Below are 23,367 nucleotides of genomic sequence, written 5' to 3'. Positions count from 1 at the left end.
AGACCTCTGCAGGCTGGCCGCCGGGCTGTGTCGTCGCTCTCTCACCTCACCCTGACCTGACTCCGACCGCGTTTACCCGCTTTGGGTGGCATGCAAACGCGTGACCTTCCGAGGATCTAGCATGGAAACAGAGAACGCGCCTAAGGCAACCGCGCAGTGGCGCGTCGAGGAGGACTGAGCTGTGACGAAGCAGGTCCAGCAACTCGACCGCGTGATCATCAGGTTCGCCGGTGACTCCGGCGACGGAATGCAGCTCACCGGCGACCGCTTCACCGCCGGCACGGCGGAGTTCGGCAACGACTTGTCGACGCTCCCCAACTTCCCCGCCGAGATCCGCGCCCCCGCAGGCACCCTGCCGGGTGTGTCGAGCTTCCAGCTCCACTTCGCCGACCACGACATCCTCACGCCGGGCGACGCGCCCAACGTGCTGGTGGCCATGAACCCGGCCGCGCTCAAGGCCAACCTGGGCGACCTGCCCAAGGGCGCGGACATCATCGCCAACACCGACGAGTTCACCAAGCGCAACCTGCAGAAGGTCGGCTACGCGGCCAACCCGCTGGAGGACGACTCGCTCAGCGAGTGGCGCGTGCACGCGGTCCCGCTGACCTCGCTCACCGTGAAGGCCCTTGAGGGTTTCGACCTGTCCAAAAAGGACGCCGAACGGTCGAAGAACATGTTCGCCCTCGGCCTGCTGTCGTGGCTCTACCACCGGCCGACCGAGCACACGATCAAGTTCCTTGAGCTGAAGTTCGCGCGTAAGCCCGATATCGCCAAGGCCAACATCGCGGCCTTCCAGGCGGGCTGGAACTACGGGGAGACGACCGAGTCGTTCTCGGTCTCGTACGAGGTCAGGCCGGCCAGGCTGGCGCCGGGCGTCTATCGCAACATCTCCGGCAACCAGGCGCTGGCCTACGGATTGATCGCCGCGAGCGTGCAGTCGAAGCTGCCGCTGTTCCTCGGGTCCTACCCGATCACCCCGGCCAGCGACATCCTGCACGAGCTGTCCAAGCACAAGCGGTTCGGCATCCGCACGTTCCAGGCGGAGGACGAGATCGCGGGCGTCGGCGCGGCGCTCGGGGCCGCGTTCGGCGGCGCGCTCGGCGTGACCACCACGAGCGGCCCTGGGGTGGCGCTGAAGGCGGAGACGGTCGGCCTCGCGGTCACCACCGAGCTGCCGCTGATCGTCGTGGACGTGCAGCGCGCGGGCCCCAGCACCGGCATGCCGACCAAGACCGAGCAGACCGACCTGCTGATGGCGCTGTTCGGCCGCAACGGCGAGTCGCCGGTGCCGGTCGTGGCGCCGATGTCGCCGAGCGACTGCTTCGACGCGGCGGTCGAGGCGGCCAGGATCGCGGTGAAGTACCGCACCCCGGTCATGCTGCTCTCCGACGGCTACCTCGCCAACGGCTCCGAGCCGTGGCGCCTGCCCGAGGTGTCGGAGCTGCCGGACATCTCGCAGCCGTTCACCACCGAGCCAAACGGCGACGACGGCGCGTTCCTGCCGTTCAAGCGCGACGCCGAGACGCTCGCCCGCCCGTGGGCCATCCCCGGCACCGCCGGGCTCGAGCACCGCATCGGCGGCATCGAGAAGGCCGACGGCACCGGCAACATCTCCTATGACCCCGACAACCACGACCTGATGGTGCGCACCCGCGCCGCCAAGATCGCCGGCATCGACGTGCCCGACCTGGCCGTCGACGATCCGGACGGCGAGGCGAAGGTGCTGGTCATCGGGTGGGGCTCGACGTACGGGCCGATCGCCGCGGCCGTGCGCCGCATCAGGAAGGCCGGCGGCAAGGTCGCCCAGGCCCACCTGCGCCACCTCAACCCGCTGCCCGCCAACACCGGCGAGGTGCTCAAGCGCTACGACAAGGTGCTGCTGCCCGAGATCAACCTGGGCCAGCTCGCGCTGCTGCTGCGGGCCAGGTTCCTCGTCGACGTGATCAGCTACAACCGTGTGCGCGGGCTCCCGTTCAAGGCCGAGGAGCTGGCCGGAGTCATCCAGGACGTGATCGACAGTGACTGAGCTGGTGAACGGGAGGGGCCTGTCGCTCGTCCCCAAGACCGACGTGAAGCAGGGCCTGAAGGACTTCAAGTCCGACCAGGAGGTGCGCTGGTGCCCGGGCTGCGGTGACTACGCGATCCTGGCCGCGGTGCAGAGCTTCCTGCCCGAGCTGGGGCTGAAGCGCGAGAACATCGTGTTCGTCTCCGGCATCGGCTGCTCGTCGCGCTTCCCCTACTACCTCAACACCTACGGCTTCCACTCCATCCACGGGCGGGCGCCGGCCATCGCGACCGGACTCGCGGCCAGCAGGCCCGACCTGAGCGTGTGGGTGATCACGGGTGACGGTGACGCGCTGTCGATCGGCGGCAACCACCTCATCCACGCGCTGCGGCGCAACGTCAACCTCAACATCCTGCTGTTCAACAACCGGATCTACGGTCTGACGAAGGGCCAGTACTCCCCCACCTCCGAGGTCGGCAAGATCACCAAGTCGACCCCGATGGGCTCGCTGGACAAGCCGTTCAACCCGATCTCGCTGGCCATCGGCGCCGAGGCGTCGTTCGTGGCCCGCACCATCGACTCCGACCGCAAGCACCTGCAGTCGGTGCTGCGCGAGGCGACCGCCCACCGCGGCACGTCGCTGGTCGAGATCTACCAGAACTGCAACATCTTCAACGACAACGCCTTCGAGCAGCTCAAGGACCCTGAGGTCCGCGACGACATCACGCTGCGGCTCGAGCACGGCCAGCCGATCGTGAGCGCGAGCAAGGCCGTCGTACGCGGCCCGGCCGGCGGCATCGAGGTCGTGGCCCGCGACAGCGTGAGCGAGGACCAGATCCTCGTGCACGACGCCCACAGCCCCGACCCGTCGGTGGCGTTCGCGCTCAGCAGGCTCGACGAGCCGGCGTTCGAGCACGTGCCGATCGGCATCTTCCGCAGCGTCGACCGGCCGTCCTACGAGTCGCTGATGGCCGAGCAGCTGGAGGAGTCCGTGGCGCAGAAGGGTCCCGGCGACCTGAGCGACCTGCTCATGGGTGGAGACACCTGGCGCATCAGCTGAAACCGCCTCTGAACGCCGCCGCCCCCTGCGAGGGCGGCGGCGTTCGGCGTTCCAGGGGACGTAACGGCGTGCGGGCGGGCCGGGATACACCTGTGACCGGGCCGTGGGGGGCCGGGGGCCGGGGGGAAGGTGCGCTGATGACGTGGACGGGCAGGCGGGCCCTGGTGACGGGGGCGTCGGGGTTCATCGGCGGGCACCTCGCCGCACGCCTGGCCGCGCTGGGGGCCGAGGTCCACACCGTGAGCCGGGCGGGCGGGGTCCACCAGGTGGATCTGCGCGACGCGGAGGCCACGGCCGAGCTGGTGCGGACGGTACGGCCCGACGTCGTGTTCCATCTGGCGAGCGAGGTCAACGGGGGCAGGGACCCGGCGATGGTGCGGATCACGCTGGCGGGCAACCTCGTCGCCGCGGTCAACGTGCTCGACGCGGCTCGCGCGCACGCCGTCAGGACCGTGCTGACCGGCTCGATCGAGGAGCCGCGGCCGGGCAACGGCCACGCCGCCGCGCCGTCGCCGTACGCGATGGCCAAGCACGCCGCGACCGGCTACGCCGACCTGTACCAGCGGCTGTGGGGGCTGCCGTGCACGGTCCTGCGCCCTTCCATGGTGTACGGGCCCGCGCAACGCGACACCACCAAGCTGGTCCCGTACGTGGCGCTGGCCTTGCTGCGGGGCGAGGAGCCGCGCCTGACCAGCGGCGCCAAGGTGGCCGACTGGGTGTACGTGGACGATGTCGTGGAGGCGTTCGTCGCCGCGGCGGACAGCGACCGTGCCGTCGGCCGCTCCTTCGACGTGGGGACGGGCGTCGAGACCTCGGTGCGCGAGGTGGTCGAGCTGCTCTACGAGCTGGCGGGCAGCACGGCCGAGCCGCCCTTCGGCGCGGTGGCCGATCGGGCGCTGGACATCACGCAGGTGGCCGACACCGGCCCGGCTCTCGACCTGATCGGCTGGCGTCCGACGGTCGGCCTGGCCGACGGGCTGCGTCGCACCCTCGCCTGGTACGCGGAGCGGCTCACCTGATCACGGTGTGATCCGATAGATGTGGTACGAGTCCAGCCGCTCGAAGCCGTCGGCGATGACGCCGTCACGGATGGGCACGGACCGGTTCTCGAAGAGCACCTCGGCGCTGCCGGCCGAGGCGAGCGCGGCGGGCAGCCGCAACCGGTACGAACCCGGCGAGCCCTGCTTCCCCACGGTGGCGAAGACGTAGTAGGAGCCATCGTGCTCCTTGAGCATCGTGTCGAGCCGGGGTTCGAAGGTGTGCGTGTACGACTGTGTGTTGAGCACCGGCGCCAGGGAGGTGATCCGCCGGTTCAGCTCCGTCACGGCCGCGCGGATGTCCTTGTTGCACGGTTCGCGCAGCACGTGCTGGCTGACGCAGGGCCCGCCGAAGCTGTGGTTGAAGTAGATGACGCCGCGCGCCTCGTGGATGAGGGCGTTCATGACGGCTCCGCCGATCTCGTCGGCGGTGATGGCCTGACGGCCGTTGGCGCCGGGCCAGCCCACCTCGACGAACGCGTAGACCGGCTGGAGGCGGCCGTCCAGCGCGTCGAGCCGCCGGGTCCGCTCGACGACCTGGCCGTAGTTCGCGGCCCGTGGGCAACGGTCACGGGCCTGCTGCAGCCAGTGCTCCGCCTCGGAGCAGATGTGGGCGTCGGTGTACCAGTAGATGTCGGTGGACAGGACGTCGGTGTAGGTGTTGACGAACTTGCTCGCCTCTGCGTCCGGCTCCCACATGGCCACGCCCTTGCCGAAGTTGGCGTAGTGCAGTCGGCCGTCGTCCTTGGGGAGCTTGTCCTTCAGCGTGCGCATCACCGTGTAGCCGCAGGGCGGCTTCTCGGGGACGCAGATCTGGCCCTCGCCGGGGAACTTGCCGCTCCAGACGCCGTCGCCGGGGCCGGCGAACATGTCAGGCTCGTCGGTGAGGAGCCAGCCGACCGTCTCGCTGCCCGTGCTCGGCAGGGGTTTGCTGGTCATGGCGTACATGCCGTGCTCGCGGATCAGCTTCATGTCGCTGTTGGCGGTCAGCTCGACGTAGGTGTTGAGCCCGGCCTCCTTGTCGAGGCGGACGTCACGCTCCTCGAGGACGGACTCGAACCAGACGCCGATCGGGAAGAACGCCGGGTCCGTCCACCCCGCCTCCTTGGGCGCGCGGTAGCCGGCGTAGTAGGCCGGGCCGCCTTCCCAGGGGATCCGCGGCAGGTCGAACCGCTCGGCCGTCGCCCCCACCTGCGCGATGACCCAGCCCACGCCGACCAGCAGCACCAGCGGAATCAGCAAGACCCACTTCGATACCTTCCGCGAAGCCATGTTCCTCCCAGCTATGGGGTGATCCGATAGACGTGGTAGGCGTGCTCGGTGGTGAAGGTCGCGGTGAAGCGGCCTTCCCCGTCGACCTTCACCGGCCGTCCGGTCAGATGATCCTCGATGCGGCCGGCCGGCGACAGGTTCGCCGGCACGGTGAGCGTGTGGTGGCCGCTCGCCGTACCGCGGCCGAGCATGGCGAACAGGTAGTAGGCACCGTCGTGCTCCTTGAGCATGGTGTCCAGCTCCGGCGCGAAGTCGTAGGCGTACGACTGGCCGTTGAGCACGGGAGCGAGCCGTCCGATCAGCGCTCCGAGCTCGGTCACGGCCTTCCTCACGGGCGCGCCGCAGGCGCTGCGCAGCAGGTTGTCGCTCGCGCAGCGCGACCCCCGGCTGTGGGCGTCGTAGACGATGCCGCGCGCGCCGTGGATGAGCGAGCTCATCACCGCGCCGCCCACCTGGCCCGGGGACAGACCGGCGAGGGAGATGACGGCGAAGACGGATCTCCGCCGGCCGTCGAGGGCGTCGAGCTCCCTGATCCGGTCCACGGTCGCGCCGTAATTGGCGGCCACGCGGCACTGGGCGAGGGGAAGCTGCCGCCAGCGGGCGGCCTCGGCGCAGACGTTCTCGTCGGTGTACCAGGCCACGTCCACGCCGATCAGGTCGGCGTAGCCGTTGACGAATTTGCCGCCCTGCTCCTCGGTGGCCTGGTGAACGACGCCTTTGCCGAAGGTGACGTAGACGGGACGGTTCCGGCCGGGCAGCTCTTCGGCGAGCGTGTCCAGCACCGTGTAACCGCAGTACGACAGCTTCGGCCGGCACGGTGTGGGCCCGGCCTTGCCGCTCCAGTCGGCCCGGCCGATGCCCGCCCACTCGTCGGCCTTGCCGGCGAGCGTGGCCCCCACGGTCTCCGTGCCCGTGCCCGGCGCGCGTTCGGTGGTCAACGCGGTCATCCCGGCCTTGCGCAGCAGACGGGGACGGCTGCCGCGGGTCAGCTCGAGGTAGGTGTTGACGCCCATGGCCCGATCCGCGGCGACGTGCTCGTTCGTGCGGACCTCGGCGAACCACAGCCCCACGGGGAAGAACGACGGCTCGGTCCAGCCCGCCTCGACCACCCGTGGCCAGGCGGCGTACGCGTCCTGGCCGCCTTCCCAGGGCACCGGACGCAGGGACATGCCGGCGGCCGTCATCGACGCCGGAGCGGGCGGCGCCGGATGGTCCCGCAGCCAGATCCAGCCCCCGGCGGAGAGGGCGGCGGCCGTCACGACCGTCGCCACCTTGGCCAGCGTGGCCCGCCTCATCCGGGGGCCCGTTCGGTCAGCGCCGCCAGCGCGGCGGCCCGGCCCGCCCAGGACGCGTCGGCGAGTGACGCGCGCAGCGCCGCCGCTGACTGTGGCGGGCCGTCGGCCAGGCTCGTTCTGATCGCCTCGACGAACTCCTCCGGGGTGGCGGCCACCCTGACCCGGCCCGCGTAGTGGGCCAGTTCGTCGAAGCCGGTGCTGACCACCGGCAGGCCGAGTGCCAGGAACTCCTTGAGCTTGATCGGATTGGCGTGCCTGATCCAGTCATTGGCCAGCCAGGGCATGATCGCGACGTCGAAGCCGGAGCCGTACGCGGGGATGACCTGGTAGGGACGGAAGCCGAGCCAGTGGACGTTGGGATGCTTCGTCAGCCGCCCGATGTCACCGTTCGCGTCGCCGATCAGCACGATCGACGTCTCCGGCAGCTCCACGGCGACCCGTTCGAGCAGCTCGAAGTCGACGACGAAGTCGTCCAGCGCGCCGAAGAAGCCGATGCGCGGGCCGGGGATGGCCAGCAGGTCGTCCGGCTGCTTGTTCTCGGGCACGGGGGTGAAGAGCTCCAGGTCCACGCCGTGGTCGAGGAAGTGCGCCCGCGTCCCGGTCAGCGGAGCCTCCGCGCGCATGAGCGCCCGGCTGGCGTAGACGACATGATCGGCACGTTCCAGCAGGGCACGTTCGAGTGACTCGATGGTGGCGCGGTCGGACTCGGGGAAGTCCGAGTGGCGGTCGGAGCGGTTGAAGATCAGGGCGCGCCGGCTCATGGGGCGCACGGCGTCCCAGGCGGTCGGGATCGTCACCATGATCACCGGGTGGCGCAGGCCCAGCAGGGCGCAGACCACCCGTACCTGGGCCCTGATCAGCCGCGCGTTCAGTGCCCGGCCCCAGGGGCTTCGGTAGAGGGGCAGCGGTAAGGGTGACATGACCCATAAGCGCGGCTCGACCTTCCGGACGAACTTGGCCACACTGCGCAGCTTCCTGACGATACGCCTCGCCACGAATCTCGTACGGCCGGGCGTGGGCATGCGCATGCCGATGCTGTTGACGATCAGGACGCGGCGCGAGCCGGCGAGGTGCCGCATGAGCTGGAAGTCCGAGTGCGACCTGTTGTGGTACCACCAGTCCTGGGCGGAGAAGCAGACGTAAGGCGGCGGCTCCGCCGCCGCCCCGGCCTGGGCGGGCCACTCGGGCATGGTCATCAGCTCGCGCAGGGCCTGCCGGTGGCGGGTGCCGCCCCGCCGGCCGCGTGCCACGGCCCGCAGCGCCTCGTTCAGCGCGACGGCCAGGCGCATGAACTGTGCGCGAACCCGGCCGTACCGCTCGCGGTGCAGCCGGACACGGTTGAGCGCGGACATCGTCCAGAGAGGGCTGGACCTGTCCTGCTCGCCGCCGAGATGCACGGCCCGCGCCCGTGGTTCGTAGGCGACGGAGAAGCCGTGGTCGCGGACGCGCAGCATGTACTCGGTCTCCTCCGAGTACAGGAAGTACCGCTCGTCGAGGAGGCCCGCGGTGTCCAGGCAGTCGCGGGAGACCAGCCAGGCCGCGCCGGTGGCCCACTCGGGATAGGCGGGCCGGTCGTAGGCACGGGGGTCGACCACCAGCTCGCCGAGGGGCGCGTACCTGCCCGCCCGCAGCCCGCCGAGCAGCGCCTCGCCGAGTGCCCGCAGCACGGTGGGGCTGCGGCGCAGCGTGAGCTGAAGGCTGTCGTCGGCGTGCGTCAGCCGGGGCACCGCGATGCCGACTCCCGGCTCGCGCAGCTTCTCACGCAGCAGGCGTACGGAGTCGGGCCGGAGCCTGATGTCGGCGTTGAGCACGAGGACGTCGCAGCCGGCGGCCGCCTCGACGCCCGCGTTCACGCCGGCGGCGAATCCGCCGTTGCGGCCGGTCCTGACCAGTTCCACGCCGGGCCCTGCGGCGCGCACCTTGGCCACGGTGTCGTCGCGGGAGTCGTTGTCCACCACGATCGTCCTGGTGGCGCCGGCACCGCGCAGGGCCGGCGCCAGGCTGGCCAGACACTCCTCGATGACCTCGCCGCTGTTGTAGGTGACGATGACGACGGCAAGCGCGGGGTGGTCGATCGCGGGCACGCTCATCGGCGGTGGCCAATCTGTCGGGAGTCAGGGACGGCGGTCCGCGGTCAGACGCCGCCAGGCGGCGCCGGCCAGCAGGACGAACGCGAAGGGCAGGTCGTCGCGCAGATAGCGGCGGATGAGGCGGCGCGGCTCCAGCGCGAGCCTGAAGAGCCATTCGGCGCCCGCTCGTTGCAGGGCGCGCGGCGCTCGTCTGAAGTGCCCGGCCGCCATGGGGATGCCGGCGCCGCAGCCCAGGTACCAGGCGTACGGCAGTTCGGAGCGGAGCACGGCGATGAGCCGTTCCTGCTTGGGGAAGCCGAGCCCCACCAGCACCAGGTCGGGTGCGGCCGCGCGGACCAGCGACACGGTCTTCTCCAGCTCCCCCGAGTCGTGCTCGAAGCCGAAGGGCGGCGCGTACGATCCCGCCACCTTCAGGCCCGGATAGCGCGCGGCCAGCACCTCGCCGGCCTTCTGTGGCACTCCCGGCTCTCCTCCGAGCAGGAAGATCGAGCGGTCCTCGCGGGCGGCGCTCGCGGCGAGGGTGAAGACCAGCGACGCGCCGGTGACGCGGTCCGGCAGACGCGCCCCGGCGAGCCTGGCGGCCCAGACGACCGGCATGCCGTCGGCCACCACCAGCTCGGACTCGGCCACCAGCGCGGCGAGCTCGGGAGCGCGGGTCGCGGCCCGGACGATGTCCACGTTGGCGGTCACGATCGCACCGCCCGTGCCGTTCCGCCAGGCGTGGGTGACGTGCTCGGCGACTTCGGCCTCGCTCAGCGCCATGACCTCGATGGCCCCCACCCGCGCACGGGACGCTGGATCGTTCCTTGCGGAGGAGCGGTCCACGGGAATGTCCTCACCCCTCCTCGGGCTTGACGTGCCTGGCCGTCAGTCCTTCCTTTTTGTCATCGGAGCAAAGCTTTATCCGTTACGTCCGTACGGCCAAGATGGCCCTATGAGAGTGGAACGCGGCCCGCTGGCCGGGACACTGCTGTTCACCCCCACCCCGCACCGTGACGAACGCGGCCTGTTCACCAGGACGTTCGACGCCGCCCTCGCGAAGGAGCACGGGCTGGACCCCGCCGCCTTCGTCCAGGACAGCCAGTCGCGCACGGTCGCCGGCGCCGTCAGGGCCTTGCACGGCAGGAGCGGACGCGGCGAGGCCAAGCTGGTCAGATGCGCCCGTGGTGCGGTGTTCGACGTGCTGGTGGATGCCCGGCCGGACTCCCCCACGTTCGGCCGGCAGATGACGGTCACGCTCGATGACCGGGACTTCGTCCACCTGTACGTGCCGCCCGGCCTGCTGCACGGCTACCAGGCGCTCAGCGAGGCCGACGTCTGCTACCGGATCGACAGGGAGCACGACCCGGCGGAGGACGTCTCGGTGCGCTACGACGATCCGGACCTCGCCATCGCCTGGCCGCTGCCGGTCACCGCGATCAGCGCACGGGACCTGGCCGCGGGTTCGTGGAAGGAGGCGCTACGGCTTCTCTCGCCCTAGCGTCGCGGCGTACCAGGCGCAGCAGCGCGCCCGCCAGCCCGATCAGCAGGAACGCCAGCGAGTTCGCGGTGGTGAAGGAGTTCAGATCGAAGGTGGCGCAGCCGAGCAGGGGCACGGCCAGCGCCGCCGCCAGCGTCAGGCCGAGATCCCTGGTACGCGCGTCCGTGCTGATCCGCCTCGCACGCAACGCCGCCAGCATGCCGATGACGAAGAGCCCGACGAAGCCGAGCAGTCCGAAGACGCCGCCTTGCACGGCGGTCAGCAGGTACTGGTTGTCGAAGACGGGATGGTGCGGCGGGAACCAGGTGCCGTTGCCCCGCCCGAGCCATGGGTGCCGGGCGAACTCGGCGAGCGCGCTGCTGTAGTCGTTGGTCCGCCAGCGCAGGCTCTCGTCGTTGTCCAGGTTGCTGAACAACCCGATGATCGCGCCGAGCAGGCCGGGGACGAACAGCCGCAGCAGCACCAGGAAGCCGATCAGCCCCGCCCCCGCCCGCAGGCGCCGGGACTTGTTCCAGCCGGCGAGCAGGATCAGCCCCGACGCCACCAGACCGAGCACCGTCGAACGGGAGGCCGAGAACGCCATCCCGCCGGCGACCAGCGCGCACAGGAACCACCAGCGCAGCGCGGGCGCGCCGCGCTCCCAGGCGTCGAAGGCGTAGTGCAGGGCGAGCGGCAGCACCATCGCCGACACCACGCCGAACTCGATGGGGTGCGTGGCCGTCGAGGCGACCCGGTTGACCCCGTTGCGTTGCAGGATCGTCTCCTCGACCGTCCGCAGGCGGGAGCCGGGCATCTGCAGGTATTGGGTGAGGTCCAAGGAGAACAGGAACTGCAGCCCGCCGATCACGCCCATGATGGCGCCCGCGACGACGAGGGTCTTCAGCACCAGGTCCAGGCGGTCGTGCCCGGACATCCCGTCCACGGCGAGCAGCGCCATCCCGACGACCCCGACGGTGATGACGAGGACGTGGTCCGACAGCGCGAGCTCGTAGGAGGGCAGGAAGCCGGCGGTGGTGTAGGCGTAGGTGACCAGGAAGGTGATCACGTAGAAGTAGATGGCGTACCGGACCATGTTCGGGCCCTTGGCGGCTCCGAGCGTGCTGGTCAGGTGGGCGCAGCACCACCAGGCCGCGGCGATCAGGCCGATGGCCTCGGCGTAGGTCAGGTCGAAGGGCAGGCCGCCGATGACCTGCCGGGCCGGCACCAGGATGAGGACCACGACGAAGACGGCGCACAGGGTGGCGCTGTCCGCGCCGCGCACGTCCCGCGGGGACCGCATGACGACGCTCATCGTGGCAGCACCGCCTCCTCCGCCGGAGCGGCGGCCTGGCTGGGCGGCGGCTGCTCCTGACGGCGCCGCAACCCCGTCATGACGCTCTCGGTGGCGTACGAGGCGCCCAGGGCGGCCATGAGGCCCAGCGCCAGCACGACCGCCGCGGTGCGGGTCTTGCCGCCGCGCTCGGCCTGAGGCTCGGTGGGCCCGATCATCGGGGTCAGGACGATGAAGGTTTCCGGTGGCGAGCCGAGCAGTTGCTGCCGGCGTTTCAGCTCGACCTGCGCGCGCTCGGCGACCCGTTCGACGATCCTCTTGGCGTCCTGCGGCGACGGGCTCGTGCCCTCGATGACCACGAACGGCGCATTGATCAGCAGCTCCGGATTCGGGTGACCGTTGTGCACCACGTAGGTCGTCTTGGAGTCCTCGTGCACGCCGAGCTGGCCCGCCACCTCGGGGCCGCCGAGTACCTGCACCATGATCGAGGCGGTCATGTTGAGGCCGCCGTCGAAGTTCAGCAGGGGATTGACCAGCGGATTGGGGTGGTTGGGTTGGGGCATCCGGTAGGAGCCGCTGGTCGGCACCGTGAGCACCATCAGCGTGGTCGAGACGTACTGGGTGGGGATCGTGGCGTACATGCCGTACGCGGCGGTGATCGTCAGCAGCAGTGCCGAGAGTGCCACGTACCAGCGGCGGACGAGAACGGAGATCGCCTGCCACAAGTCCACTTCAGCCCCCCAGGCACGCCTCACCCCTCTTCAGGCAATCGATACCGAGGTGGGCGGTGTTACCTGTTTCTGTAACGTGCCAATGTCCGGCGTCGATACACCGTGGGCCGATGGAGGCGTCCGCGAGAGGTGAACCGTGGAAGAGTGCTGTGCGCCGGGAGACCGGGCGTGAAGACGCTGGCCGTCGTGACTCCCAGCTACGGCCCTGACGCCGATCATTTCGGTGACCTGCACCGGTCCGTGCTGCGTTTCACCCCTTCCGGCACGGTGCATCACGTGATCGTGCCGCGTCCTGACCGCCGGCTGTTCACACCGTACGCGGGACCGCGCTGCCGGGTCTGGACGGTGGAGGAGCTCCTGCCCAGGCGCTACGTCCAGGTGCCGCGCATGGGTATGTGGATCAACGTGCGCCGGCCGTGGCCGCCGGTCCGCGGCTGGGTGATGCAGCAGATCATCAAGCTCGCCGCCACCGCCGCCATGGACACCGACGTGGTGCTGGTGGCCGACTCGGACGTGGTGCTGGTCCGCCCGGTCACCGCCGCGCGGGCGCTGGTCGACGGCCGGATGGTGCTGCATCGGCTGGAGGGCGGGGTGCACGCGCAGATGCCGAGGCACCTCGTGTGGCATCACGTCGCCCGCGACCTGCTGCGGCTCCCGCCGCCGCCGCAGCCGCCGCTGCCCGACTACATGAGCCCGCTGACCTTCTGGCACCCGCCCACCGTGCGCAAGCTGCAGGACAGGCTCGGGCAGACCACCGGGCGGCACTGGATCGAGGCTTTCGGCTCGCGGCTGCACGTCTCGGAGTTCATGCTGTACGGCGTCTTCGTCGACGAGGTGCTGAGCGCCACCGATGGCCGGCCGCCCTCCGACACCTCGATCTGTCACAAGACGCCCGACGAGTCCCCGATGGACCTGCACACCGCGCTGGACTTCGCCGGGCGGCTGGGGCGGGAGGCCATCGGCCTGATGATCTCCTCGAAGTCGGGCACGCCGCCGGAGGTGCGGCAGGCGGCCATCCGGCACGGCACGGAGGTCGCCGCGCGGACGTCCTGACGCCGGTCGGATCAGTCGTTCTCGCGCCGGTTCTCGGCCGCCGCCTCGTTCGTGACGTGTACCAGGTCAGCGGCCTCCGGCTCGGCGCCGGCGCTCGCCGACGCGGTGTCCGCGGGGACCTGCCCGTTGGACGAGCCGTTCGCGGCATGGTGCGGACCGGGCTCGTCCCGGCCGCCCGCGGCCGGGGCGGGACGGTGGCGGAAGAGTCCGCGCACCTGCACCGCGTAGGCACAGGCGAGACCGAGGAGCAGCGTGGCGAGCAGGGCGCCCACCCCGTACTGGATCTTCACGGTGCCGTCGTACTCGGGCGGCAGGACCACCACCGTGTTGAGGGCGATGTAGGTGCTTCGCGGCGCCCCGAGTGCGACCTGGTACGCGTTGAGCCGCTCCCGCAGGCGCTGATGGGCGCGCTCCAGGACCTGCCTGGCGGTATCCGGTGCGTCGCTCTCGACCGCGACGTGCAGGAACGGTCCCAGGGTCACGACGCCGAGCAGGTCGGAGTTGGACCGGCCGTCGTCGATCACGATGGTGGTCGGGCCGTCCTCCACGACGCCCAGCCCGCGCAGTTCGTCCTTGCCGTTGAGCGCGACGATCAGGATGCCGGCCACGGTGCGCAACCCGTTGTTGTGTTGCAGCAGCGGATTGGTCACGCCGATCGGGCTGGCCGGGTCCATCGACAGGGTGCCGCCGCTCGGCGGCGGGGTCAGGATCAGCGACGATTCGGCCTTGTAACTCGCCGGGGCGATGAGGAACCCCGCCAGCGCGAGGACGAGGCCGAGAGCGAGTATCGGCAGAGCGATGGTTCTCCGGCGGATCAGGCCCAGCAAAACGTTCCAAAAAACCATTATCCCGACCAACCCCCCGTTAGTACGGGTTCATCGCGGCTTGCTGCGATACAGCAGGACTATCGCGCCCAGAAGGCCGAATGTTACGAATTGCCCCATGGAGGCGTCCACCTACGGGTCGCCGTCCGGTTCATCCGGCTTGCTCGGTTCCTCGTGCTTGACCGCGGGAAAAGCCTGGGTGTCCGTCACGTCGGGCGGCTCGGCGTCCGCCGCGGATCGGCGCTCCGGCCGCAACCGCAGCATCGCGTACGCCGCCGCGGCTCCGGCGAGCGCGCCGAGCACCCCGCCACCGGCCGCCCCCATGACCTTGTTCGTGAGAAGGGGCTGGGGCGCGGTGACGGGCCGCACGTCGAGGAGGCCGATGTGCGTGATGGGCGGCGCGCCCAGGGACGTCTGCCAGTCCTTCAGCAGCGTCCGCAGCCGCAGCCGGGCCTTGGCCATGACGTCCCGCACCGTGGCGGCGGAGGCACCCTCCACCTCGATGTGCAGAAACGGCCCGGTGGACCCCGCTTTCAGCAGGTCAGGGTCCGTACGCCCGTCGTTGACGACCACCTCGGTCGGCCCGCCCTCGGTGACGCCCAGTTCCCTGGCCACTCGATCGTCTCGCATGGACAGGATGAGGACGCCGGCCGTGGTCCGCAGCGCATCGCTGAACTGCAGCAGCGGGTTGGTCAGGCCCGGCTCGGGCGCCGGGCCGATCTCCTGGGTCCCGCCGGTGGCCGAGATGGTGAGCACCATGGACGCCGTGGAGAGGTAACGGGCCGGCACGATGAGGTATGCCGCGAGGGCGAGCCCGACCGCCGCCAGGACGACGGGCGGTCCGACGAGCTTGTTCCCGGCCAGCCCGAGAAGAGTCGTCCAGAAACGCACTTGGTCCGCCCGTCCGCGTTGTACCGGTACAAGGGAGAATCGCGCTGTTCATCGCCATCGTTACACGGGGCGCACCATCGACCACAGCTTCCTGCTGCGGCGCGTGACCGTCCGTCGCTGCCTGCGCGCGTACATGTGCAGCACCGCCGCCCGCGCCCGGCGACGCTGCACCTGAGTCAGCCCAGGGACCTGCTCCGCATCCCCCACCCACCGCAACAGCTCGCGCAGTTGCAGGGTGTTGGACAGGCGCGACTGCCAGGACGGCACATCGAGCCTGCGCGCCACCTTCGTGATGCGTTCGACGCGGGTGTTGCGGTGTGCCAGCACCTCGGGCACGTGCCCCCAGGGCCCGGCCAGGGCCAGCTTGGCCGCGAAGGTCTCGTCCTCGTGCAGCATGTTCCGGCGCGGGATCAGCGTCGCGGGAGCGCGGCGCAACAGCCCGTAGAGCGGGTCCATCAGCAGCGGGCTCTCATTGAGCAGCCGCAGCCACTCGCGGAAGCGCTGCACCGGGTCGCCGGAGCAGAGGGCCGTGCCGTCGTAGGCGGCCGTCCTGGTGACCCCGTCGGGGCCGGTGTAGGCGACCTGCGTGGTGACCAGGATGAGCCGCTCGTCGGCCGCGAAGACCTCCATGGCGCGCGAGAGGCAGGCCGGGTCAAGCCGGTCGTCGTCACCGATCCAGCGCACGAACGCTCCCCGTGAGATCCGGGCCGCGTGGATGAAGTTGTTGAGCAGGCCCACGTTGCGCGGGTGCCGATGATAGACGATCCTGCCGTCGCGCGCCGCCAGCTCCCTGCACAGCTCCTCGGTGCCGTCCGTGGAGGCGTTGTCGGAGATGACGAGCTCCAGGTTCTCGTGGTCCTGCGCGAGCACCGACGTGACGACGGGTTCCAGCCGTTCGGCGCCGTTGCGCACGGGCAGGGCGATCGAGACCAGTTCAGAGCCGGACATGGGCCCTCCCTTGACGTGTCAGCCGGCTCAGCACCGCGGGCGGCGTGGCCGGCAGGGCGAACACCAGCAGACCTGAGCCGCCCACGAGAAGGAGCTCCAGCAACGCCGGCCCCTCGAACACAGCGGCGAACGACGTCATGTACAGGTACATCACCACCGACGCCAGCGCGGGCCGGACGAGGCCGGGCAGCACGGCCCGCAGCCGTACACCCTGCCGGCGCAGCAGCAGCAGGCCCAGCGGCAGCGCGACCAGGACGGCCGCGGCAGCGTGCCCGATGGCCGCGCCCCTGATGCCGCCGAAGTGAGCCCCGGCTATCAGCGCCGGCAGCAGCGCGAGCGCCCAGCCGAGGTTGAGCCACACCGTGCTCCTGGTCGCGCCGGTCGAGATGAGGATGTCCGTGACCAGGTAGGACGTGATCATCCGGACGACCATGAGCACGGCCAGGAAGCTCAGCACCGGTGCCGCCGGATCCCATCGAGGCTCGTAGAGGACGGTGACGAGGGGATGCGCGAGCGTGGCCATGACGAGCGCCACCGGCATCACGAAGGACACCAGCAGCGGTACGGATCTGCGCACGCCCTCCGACAGGGAGTCCTGATCCTCGGCCAGGCGCGAGAAGCCGGGCAGGGAGACGTAGCGCAGGGCCGTCCCGATCATCCCCGGCACCCAGCTCGAGACGTTGAAGGCCAGCAGGTAGTAGCCGAGCTGTTCCTCCCCGAGTATCGCGCCCACGACGACGAAGCTGGAGTTCATCAGCACGGCCTCGAGCCCGAAGCCCAGCGCGGACGGCAGGCCGAAGCGCAGCAGGCGAGCGGCGATCGCCCGGTCGAAGCCGATCCGCCACGGCATCCTGGCCAGCAGGACGATGATGGCGCCGGTCACGATCACCCCGCCCAGCTGGCCGCAGGCGAAGCTGTAGGCGCCCGCGCCGGCCGCCGCCAGCGAGATCGCCACGCCGGCGTTCACGGCGAACCCCGCCAGGTTGGCGGCGGCCAGCTTGTCCTGCGCGAACTCACGCATCAGCACGGCGCTGCGCACCGCGGTCACGGCCTCCACCAGGATGACGGCCGTGAGCAGCCGGACCACCCCGGTCGCCTGCTCGCTGCCCGCCAGCGCGGAGAAGTACGGCGCGCCGACCCAGAACAGCGCGTACAGACCGGTGGCGAAGAGGAACGCGAGCACCGTGGCGGTGGGCGCGATGTCGGAGATCCTGCCCCGCCATTGGATGACGGCGGCCATGACGCCCGCGTCCTTGACGACCATGACGAACTGCGTCGCGGCCAGGGCGACCGCGTAGACGCCGAAGTCCTCGGTCGCCAGGAGCCGGGCGAGCACCAGGCTCATGACGAAGGAGGCCGCCTTGGTCACGGTGTTCCCGAGCAGGCTCCAGCGCAGCCCGCTGCCGGCTTGGCGGCCGATGGACTCGACCCTGTCGTCAGTCACGGCCGCGTCAGATCCGTTCCAGCCAGATCTCCCGCCAGAACGGCACGAACTCGCGTGGGCAGTTGAGGCTGTGCACGCCCACGCAGACGACCCCCTCCAGCACGATGCACGGGTTCTTCATCGACAGCAGTTCGCCCGTCTTCTCGTCGATGCAGCGCTCGACCCTGGCCTGTACCCGCGCCGTCGTCCCGCAGTAGCGCGCCATCTCCTGCTCGAAGCCCATGCCCCGGTTGAGCATGTCGGCGTTGAGCGTGGCGAGGATCTCCTCCTTGGACTTGACCCGCACCATCTCCCCCGGCTGCAGATCGAGGGACTGCGTGGGCGTCTTCCCTGTCAGGCGGCCCTTGAGGAAGCCCCACGGCAGCCCGTCCCTGATCAGCAGCCGGCGCGGCAGCACCCGCCGGGCCAGATGCTGCATCCGGTTGAACAGCCCGATGGCGATGCCCTGCACGGTCCTGCCCACGCCCACGTTGCCCGAGCGCACGTCGGTGACGTACTGGCGGGCGTTCGTGAACGGCAGGCACGTCGGCGCGGCCCGCAGCAGTTCGGTGGCCTGGCAGGAGAAACGCTCCCCGCCGTCCGCCGCGGGCGGCTTGCGGGTGTTGACCTCCAGCAGCGGCAGCAGCCTCGAGTCCTGCGGCGCGGTCGTGGGCTCGTCCGTCACCGGCTTGATCCAGTCCTCCTTCCAGTACAGGGAGCAGGCGGTCTGGCAGCCGCCGTGCGCGGAGCCGTCGCAGCGGGCGCCGGTCAGGTGAACGGCACGCGCCATCCTGCGCAGCCCCGTACGGGTCTGCGTGTCGCACAGCTTGTGCGCCACCTTGTGCACGGTCAGGCGTTTACCGCAGTAGGCCAGCATCTCGGGCATGAACGGCAGCCCGTCGAGCTCTCCCCGCTCGTCCAGCGTGGCCAGGATCTCTGCCTCGCCCCGCACTTCCACGAGGTCTCCGACCTTGTAGTTCATCACGCGGTCTCCTTGACCAGTCCGGCCGCCAGCAGGGCGTCCGCCGCCTCCCGCAGCGCGGCGAACGGCAGGTCCGAGCGCTCGGCGACGTCCAGCAGGCTGTGCTCCCCATCGGACAGGTTGAGCACCCACAACATCGCCAGCTGGGCCTGTTTCGTGTCACTGCGCCCGCCGAGCGACCCGTAGAGCCCGCGCCGGCCGAGCTGCGGCTCCCCGTACGGGCTCAGGTTGAGGTAGGTACGGTCTCCGTCCAGCACGCCGGTGATCTGCTGCAGCGCCTCCAGGGTGTCGGCCAGCGCGGCCGGGGTGACGAACTCCAGGTCGTCCCCCGAGGTGTGGTACTCCGGGTAGCCCGCGTACGGCGTCCTGGTCAGGCTGCCGAACGGCAGGTCGAAGCCCGGCGAGCAGAACTGCCGCTCGTCGTAGCCGTACGGCGAGAACGGCAGCACCCGGTGCGAACGGCCCTTGAGCACGTGGAGGGCCGCCCGGTCGATCGCCGCATCGTCACGGCGGCTGCGCTTGTACGTGAGCTGCCCAGGGTCGCCAGCGCAGGCCAGCGTGAGCCCGTGTTTGATCCGCCCGACGCGGTCCCGGTTGCGCGACAGCCAGGTGATGGCCCCGATCGTGCCGGGCGCGAACAGGAACCGGTAGGTGTGGCGCGGCCGGTCGAGGCTCCTTGCCAGCGCCACGGCCACCGCGATCCCGGCCAGGTTGTCGTTGGCCAGCGACGGGTGGCAGACGTGGCAGGAGATCATGATCTCGTCGTCGCTTCGCCCCGGCACGACGTGCTCGGCGTAGGTCAGGTGCCCCGCGGTCAGCGTCGAGTCGATCACCACCTCGTACGGCCCCTCACCCATGGCGTCCAGCGTGTTCTGGCTCAGGCAGAACCCCCAGGTCCGCGCGTAGTACGAGGTCCGGTACGGCACCAGCTCCGGCTGCTCCGGCAGCGTGTGCAGATGAGGGCGCAGCTCGTCCAGCGTCATGGTCGCCGATATCGGGACGCTGTAGCCCACCACGTGCAGGTTCGAGCGCCGGAAGTCCACCACCCGGCGTCCGGATGCGTCCTTGATGTAGGCGTCGCGGATGTTCCACTCCTCGGGAACCGTCCAGTCGAGCACCTCGGTCCCCGTGGGCACCTCGTGCACGGTCAGCGGGAGGTGCTCGCCGACGACGTCGAGGGTCGCCCGGACGCCGTCGCCGGTGATGCTCCTGCACAGCGGGTAGAGCCTCGCCACCAGCTCGTGCATCTTCGCGCCCGTCATTCTCGGGCCGGTCATCTTCGGGCCGGTCATGAGGGCCGCAGCTCCGCGCCCACGGTGCCGTCGGCCTGGCGGTCGGCCAGCCGGGCGAGCCGGGTGAAGCGCCGCTCGAACGCGTGCCGCTTGAGGCTGTGGCGGCGATAGGCGTCGATCAGCTCGATCGCGCCCTCCTTCACCGACCACCGGGCCTCGGCGGCGGGCAGCGCCGCGCGCAGCCGGGAGAAGTCCACCCGGTACGAGCGCGGATCCGCGCCCGTCTCCCCGGTGATGGCCAGGGACGAGCCGGGCACCACTTCGGCCACGGCGACGGCGATCTCGGCCACGGTGATGTTGTTCTGCTCGCCGCCCACGTTGAACGCCCGCCCGTGCACGACCTCCTTTGGCGCGGTGAGCGCGGCGCCGAACGCCGCCGCGATGTCCAGCACGTGCACCAGCGGCCGCCACGGCGTGCCGTCGGAGAGCACCTTGACCTCGCCGGACAGGTAGGCGTGCCCCACCAGATTGTTGAGCACGATGTCCGCGCGCAGTCTGGGCGAGAAGCCGAAGGCGGTCGCGTTGCGCAGGAAGACGGGGGTGAAGTCCGTGTCCGCCAGCTCCAGCAGCTCGTCCTCCACGCGCACCTTGGACTCCGCGTACGGCGTCAGCGGCCGCAGCGGCGCGTCCTCGGTCACCAGCTCGTCACCACCGGAGGCGCCGTAGACCGAGCAGGTGGAGGCGTACAGGAAGCGCCGGACCCCGGCGTCGCGCGCCAGGCGGGCCAGCCTCACGGAGGCGTGGTAGTTGATGTCGTAGGTCAGCTCGGGCGCCAGCGAGCCCAGCGGGTCGTTCGACAGGGCGGCGAGGTGGATCACGGCGTCGAAGCCGTCCAGCGCCTCGGGGGGAACGTCGCGCAGGTCGACGGCCAGCCCTTCCGGGTCGGCCGGCGGCGGGCCCAGCACGCAGTCGGCGAACAGGCCCGAATCGAGGCCGGTGACCTCGTGCCCGGCCGCGCTCAGTACGGGAGCCATGACGGTGCCCAGATAGCCCTGGTGTCCGGTCAGGAGTACACGCATGTCCGGCTAGCCTCCAGCTGCGAGGTCGAGGATGAGTTTGGCGCTGTGGAAGGCCTCGGCGTAGCGGGCGCCGCACTCGATGCCGCGGATGCGGGCCAGGCCGAGGAACGCCTCCCGGTCGTACCAGGGGCGCCGCCGCTGCGAGGGATAGTGGCGCTGGAGCAGGGAGACCTTCTCCTCGGCCACTTCGGGCCGCAGCGGCTGGTAGACGGAGGGACGGCCGAGGTCGCCGTCCCATTTGACGATCTCGTAGCCGAGCGTCAGGTGGTCGCGGAAGGCCGTGGGCACGAGCTCGGCCAGCCCACGGTGATCCTGGTGGGCGTCGTCGCGCCGGGGGGCGAGGATCAGGTCGGGCTCGGTGGCGGCCCGCAGGTCCTCCACCGCCTCCTTGGCCTCCTGCCAGTGCGCGGGCAGGCGGCCATCGGGCAGCTTGAGCACGCTGAGCCGCAGGTCGGCGCCCGGGCAGAAGGCGGCGAGCGCCGCGTGCTCCTCCTCTTCGCGCTCCGTACCGCCGCCGGACAGCACCAGCGCGTCTATCCGCAGCCCCGGGCGGGCGGAGCAGAGGGTGAGCAGCGTGCCGCCCGCTCCGATGGCGAGGTCGTCGCAGTGCGCGCCGACCGCGACCAAGGAACCCAGCCCGGCTGGTATGAGTCCGATCATCGCTCCCACAACGCCCAAGGCCGGTCGCCCCGCGAGTAGGCGTCGTCCAGCTCGATCCGCTGATTGACGGTGTCGGTCGGCCGCCAGTAGCCGCGATGGCGGTACGCCAGCAGCCGCCCGCGCTTGGCCAGCTCCACGCAGGCGTCGCCGACCAGGTCGCCGTTCTCGGGGATGTGGTCGAAGATCTCCTGGCGCAGCACGAAGTAGCCACCGTTCACCCAGAGCGGCATCTCGCTGACCGGGCTGATGGCCCTCGCCAGCCCGTCGTCGGCGACGTCGATGCAGTGGAAGGTGCCGGGCGGCGGGACCACCATCATGGACGCCCCCGCCTCCGTCTCCTCGAACCGGCCGATGATCTCGGGCAGCGGGGCGTCGGTGAGCACGTCCGCGTAGTTCGCCAGGAACATCTCCTCGCCCTCCAGGTACGGGCGCACCCGGCGCAGCCGCTCACCGATCGGCGAGCGGAGACCGGTCTGCACGAAGGAGATGGACCAGTCGGAGGCGTCCTGCGAGAGCATCTCCACCTCGCCCCGGCGCAGGATGAAGTCGTTGGAGTCCGTCTCCTGATAGTTGAGGAAGAACTCCTTGATGTGCTGGGCGCCGTAACCGAGGCAGAGCACGAAGTCGGTGTGCCCGAAGTGCGCGTAGTAGCGCATCACGTGCCAGATGAGCGGCCGGGGACCGACGAGCTGCATCGGCTTGGGCACCTCTCCCGGCAGTCCGCTGCGCATCCGGGTGCCGTAACCGCCGCAGAAGAGCACGACCTTCATGGTGCGACCTCCAAGGACGGGATGGGGAAGACCAGCCGGCCGCCCCACTTGCGGACGTACGAGAGCTGTTCGACCAGCTCGGCACGCAGGTTCCACGGCAGGACCAGCACGTAGTCCGGCCGGTCCGCGGCGATCCGCTCCGGCGGCAGGATGGGGATGCGGGTGCCAGGGGTGAACCTGCCGTGCTTGTACGGGTTGCGGTCCACGGTGTAGGCGAGCAGGTCGGACCGGATGCCGCAGTGATTGAGCAGTGTGTTGCCCTTGCCCGGCGCCCCGTAACCGACGACCGTCTTGCCCTCGTCGGCCGCGTCGACGAGGAACCGCAGCAGGTCGCGGCGGACTTTGGCCACCCGCGCGCCGAACTGGGCGTAGCCGCCGGGCTCCTCCAGCCCCGCGCTCTTCTCCCTGTCGAGCACGTCGATCACCCTGCGGCTGGGCGCGCTCACCACCTCGGCCGGCCTGGCCCAGAGACGGATGGAGCCGCCGTGCGTCGGCAGCAGCTCGACGTCGGCGAGCGCCAGCCCGCCGGAGGCGAGCGCCCGCATGGCGGAGGCGACGGTGTAGTACTGGAAGTGCTCGTGGTAGATCGTGTCGTACTGGTTCAACTCCATGAGCGTGAGCAGGTGCTGCACCTCGATGGAGACCCAGCCGTCGTCGGCGACGAGTGCGCGCAGCCCCCGGGTGAAGCCGACGACGTCCGGGATGTGCGCGTAGACGTTGTTGGCGACGACCAGGTCGGCGGGGCCGTGCTCGGCCCTGATCGCCGCCCCCGTCCGGGGGTCGAGGAACGCGGTGTGGGTGGGCACGCCCCTGTCCCTGGCGGCCTGACCCACGTTGGCGGACGGTTCGACACCCAGGCAGCGCACGCCGCGCGCCACGACGTGCTGGAGCAGGTAGCCGTCGTTGCTGGCGACCTCGACGACGAAGCCCGGGGCCAGCCGGTCGAGCGCGCTGTCGGCGAACCGCCGCGCGTGCTCGACCCAGGAGGTCGAGTACGAGGAGAAGTAGGCGTACTCGGTGAAGGTGTCCACCGGCCGGATCAGCGGCGGGATCTGGGCGAGCCAGCAGTTCGTGCAGACGCGCAGGTGCAGGGGATAGGTGGTTTCCGGCTCGTCGAGCTGGTCCTGGGTGAGGAACAGCTCGCACGGCGGCGTGGCGCCGAGGTCGACCACGCTCGCCAGGTCACTGGAGCCGCATAACCGGCAGCCTTTCACGGGCATCGACCTCGATCACGCATCATGATTTCTCCCCACGTCGGATGGATG

Annotated in this window: 21 protein-coding genes; 5 read left to right on the top strand and 16 right to left on the bottom strand. The window is 70.5% G+C overall.

Translation table 11 applies throughout. The features are described 5' to 3' along the window. The first annotated feature begins 181 nt into the window (after positions 1 to 181). From ABZW11_RS21725 to ABZW11_RS21715, 3 genes are all read left to right on the top strand, one after another. Positions 182 to 2,026, top strand: a complete 1,845-nt coding sequence (locus ABZW11_RS21725) for a 2-oxoacid:acceptor oxidoreductase subunit alpha (protein WP_355419720.1) — start codon at positions 182 to 184, stop codon at positions 2,024 to 2,026. Continuing rightward, positions 2,019 to 3,065 carry a 2-oxoacid:ferredoxin oxidoreductase subunit beta gene (locus tag ABZW11_RS21720; RefSeq protein WP_355419718.1) on the top strand — a complete coding sequence of 349 codons (1,047 nt, stop codon included), beginning with the start codon at positions 2,019 to 2,021 and terminating at the stop codon, positions 3,063 to 3,065. Before ABZW11_RS21725 ends, ABZW11_RS21720 begins: the two co-directional genes overlap by 8 nt. Positions 3,066 to 3,202: 137 nt before the next feature. Beyond that, positions 3,203 to 4,084, top strand: a complete 882-nt coding sequence (locus tag ABZW11_RS21715; protein ID WP_355419716.1) for an NAD-dependent epimerase/dehydratase family protein — start codon at positions 3,203 to 3,205, stop codon at positions 4,082 to 4,084. On the opposite strand, the gene ABZW11_RS21710 is transcribed toward ABZW11_RS21715, so the two are convergent. The 4 genes from ABZW11_RS21710 to ABZW11_RS21695 are packed head-to-tail and all read right to left on the bottom strand — an operon-like array spanning position 4,085 to position 9,539. Continuing rightward, the gene (locus ABZW11_RS21710) at positions 4,085 to 5,344 is read right to left on the bottom strand and encodes a hypothetical protein (RefSeq protein WP_355419714.1); all 1,260 of its coding nucleotides are present in this window, start codon (positions 5,342 to 5,344) and stop codon (positions 4,085 to 4,087) included. Positions 5,345 to 5,385: 41 nt separating this feature from the next. Beyond that, positions 5,386 to 6,669 (bottom strand): hypothetical protein, encoded by a 1,284-nt coding sequence (locus tag ABZW11_RS21705; protein ID WP_355419712.1) that lies wholly within the window; start codon positions 6,667 to 6,669, stop codon positions 5,386 to 5,388. Continuing rightward, positions 6,666 to 8,759 carry a glycosyltransferase gene (locus ABZW11_RS21700; protein ID WP_355419710.1) on the bottom strand — a complete coding sequence of 698 codons (2,094 nt, stop codon included), beginning with the start codon at positions 8,757 to 8,759 and terminating at the stop codon, positions 6,666 to 6,668. The genes ABZW11_RS21705 and ABZW11_RS21700 overlap by 4 nt, the downstream gene beginning before the upstream one ends. Positions 8,760 to 8,783: 24 nt before the next feature. After that, positions 8,784 to 9,539: a WecB/TagA/CpsF family glycosyltransferase gene (locus tag ABZW11_RS21695; RefSeq protein WP_355419708.1), complete on the bottom strand. Its 756-nt coding sequence runs from the start codon at positions 9,537 to 9,539 to the stop codon at positions 8,784 to 8,786. A 154-nt stretch (positions 9,540 to 9,693) separates the two neighbouring features. Here ABZW11_RS21695 and rfbC point away from each other — a divergent pair, with 154 nt between their 5' ends. Beyond that, positions 9,694 to 10,239: a dTDP-4-dehydrorhamnose 3,5-epimerase gene (gene rfbC / locus ABZW11_RS21690; protein ID WP_355419706.1), complete on the top strand. Its 546-nt coding sequence runs from the start codon at positions 9,694 to 9,696 to the stop codon at positions 10,237 to 10,239. On the opposite strand, the gene ABZW11_RS21685 is transcribed toward rfbC, so the two are convergent. Both ABZW11_RS21685 and ABZW11_RS21680 read right to left on the bottom strand, forming a co-directional pair. Further along, positions 10,178 to 11,518, bottom strand: coding sequence for an O-antigen ligase family protein (locus ABZW11_RS21685; RefSeq protein ID WP_355419704.1), 1,341 nt, complete (start codon positions 11,516 to 11,518; stop codon positions 10,178 to 10,180). The genes rfbC and ABZW11_RS21685 overlap by 62 nt on opposite strands. A gap of 8 nt (positions 11,519 to 11,526) precedes the next feature. After that, a complete protein-coding gene (locus tag ABZW11_RS21680; protein ID WP_355419702.1) occupies positions 11,527 to 12,240 on the bottom strand; it encodes a hypothetical protein in 714 nt (237 codons plus the stop codon). 168 nt (positions 12,241 to 12,408) lie between these two features. Here ABZW11_RS21680 and ABZW11_RS21675 point away from each other — a divergent pair, with 168 nt between their 5' ends. After that, complete coding sequence (locus ABZW11_RS21675) at positions 12,409 to 13,293, top strand: DUF6492 family protein (protein ID WP_355419700.1); 885 nt, start codon at positions 12,409 to 12,411, stop codon at positions 13,291 to 13,293. A gap of 11 nt (positions 13,294 to 13,304) precedes the next feature. Here the strand turns inward: ABZW11_RS21675 and ABZW11_RS21670 are convergent, their stop codons facing one another. From ABZW11_RS21670 to ABZW11_RS21625, 10 genes are all read right to left on the bottom strand, one after another. Next, the gene (locus ABZW11_RS21670; RefSeq protein WP_355419698.1) at positions 13,305 to 14,120 is read right to left on the bottom strand and encodes a hypothetical protein; all 816 of its coding nucleotides are present in this window, start codon (positions 14,118 to 14,120) and stop codon (positions 13,305 to 13,307) included. A gap of 129 nt (positions 14,121 to 14,249) precedes the next feature. Further along, on the bottom strand, positions 14,250 to 15,008 hold the full coding sequence (locus tag ABZW11_RS21665) for a hypothetical protein (RefSeq protein ID WP_355419696.1): 759 nt from the start codon (positions 15,006 to 15,008) through the stop codon (positions 14,250 to 14,252). Positions 15,009 to 15,068: 60 nt separating this feature from the next. After that, complete coding sequence (locus tag ABZW11_RS21660; RefSeq protein ID WP_355419694.1) at positions 15,069 to 15,956, bottom strand: glycosyltransferase family 2 protein; 888 nt, start codon at positions 15,954 to 15,956, stop codon at positions 15,069 to 15,071. Next, entirely contained in the window at positions 15,943 to 17,400 is a 1,458-nt protein-coding gene (locus ABZW11_RS21655) for an oligosaccharide flippase family protein (protein ID WP_355419692.1), read from the bottom strand. The genes ABZW11_RS21660 and ABZW11_RS21655 overlap by 14 nt, the downstream gene beginning before the upstream one ends. A 7-nt stretch (positions 17,401 to 17,407) precedes the next feature. Then, positions 17,408 to 18,361: a hypothetical protein gene (locus ABZW11_RS21650; RefSeq protein WP_355419883.1), complete on the bottom strand. Its 954-nt coding sequence runs from the start codon at positions 18,359 to 18,361 to the stop codon at positions 17,408 to 17,410. After that, complete coding sequence (locus tag ABZW11_RS21645) at positions 18,361 to 19,653, bottom strand: DUF4910 domain-containing protein (RefSeq protein ID WP_355419690.1); 1,293 nt, start codon at positions 19,651 to 19,653, stop codon at positions 18,361 to 18,363. The genes ABZW11_RS21650 and ABZW11_RS21645 overlap by 1 nt, the downstream gene beginning before the upstream one ends. Beyond that, entirely contained in the window at positions 19,650 to 20,672 is a 1,023-nt protein-coding gene (locus tag ABZW11_RS21640; protein ID WP_355419688.1) for an SDR family oxidoreductase, read from the bottom strand. The genes ABZW11_RS21645 and ABZW11_RS21640 overlap by 4 nt, the downstream gene beginning before the upstream one ends. Positions 20,673 to 20,678: 6 nt before the next feature. Beyond that, a complete protein-coding gene (locus ABZW11_RS21635) occupies positions 20,679 to 21,332 on the bottom strand; it encodes a PIG-L family deacetylase (RefSeq protein WP_355419686.1) in 654 nt (217 codons plus the stop codon). Continuing rightward, a complete protein-coding gene (locus tag ABZW11_RS21630) occupies positions 21,329 to 22,102 on the bottom strand; it encodes a sugar phosphate nucleotidyltransferase (protein WP_355419684.1) in 774 nt (257 codons plus the stop codon). Before ABZW11_RS21630 ends, ABZW11_RS21635 begins: the two co-directional genes overlap by 4 nt. Continuing rightward, the gene (locus ABZW11_RS21625; protein ID WP_355419682.1) at positions 22,099 to 23,322 is read right to left on the bottom strand and encodes a class I SAM-dependent methyltransferase; all 1,224 of its coding nucleotides are present in this window, start codon (positions 23,320 to 23,322) and stop codon (positions 22,099 to 22,101) included. The genes ABZW11_RS21630 and ABZW11_RS21625 overlap by 4 nt, the downstream gene beginning before the upstream one ends. Positions 23,323 to 23,367 lie beyond the last annotated feature (45 nt).

The sequence above is a fragment of the Nonomuraea sp. NPDC004580 genome, assembly GCF_040609855.1.
In the GTDB taxonomy this organism is placed as follows: Bacteria; Actinomycetota; Actinomycetes; order Streptosporangiales; family Streptosporangiaceae; genus Nonomuraea; species Nonomuraea salmonea.
Note: the sequence above shows the minus strand (reverse complement) of the source record. Positions and strands in the feature narration are given on the sequence as shown.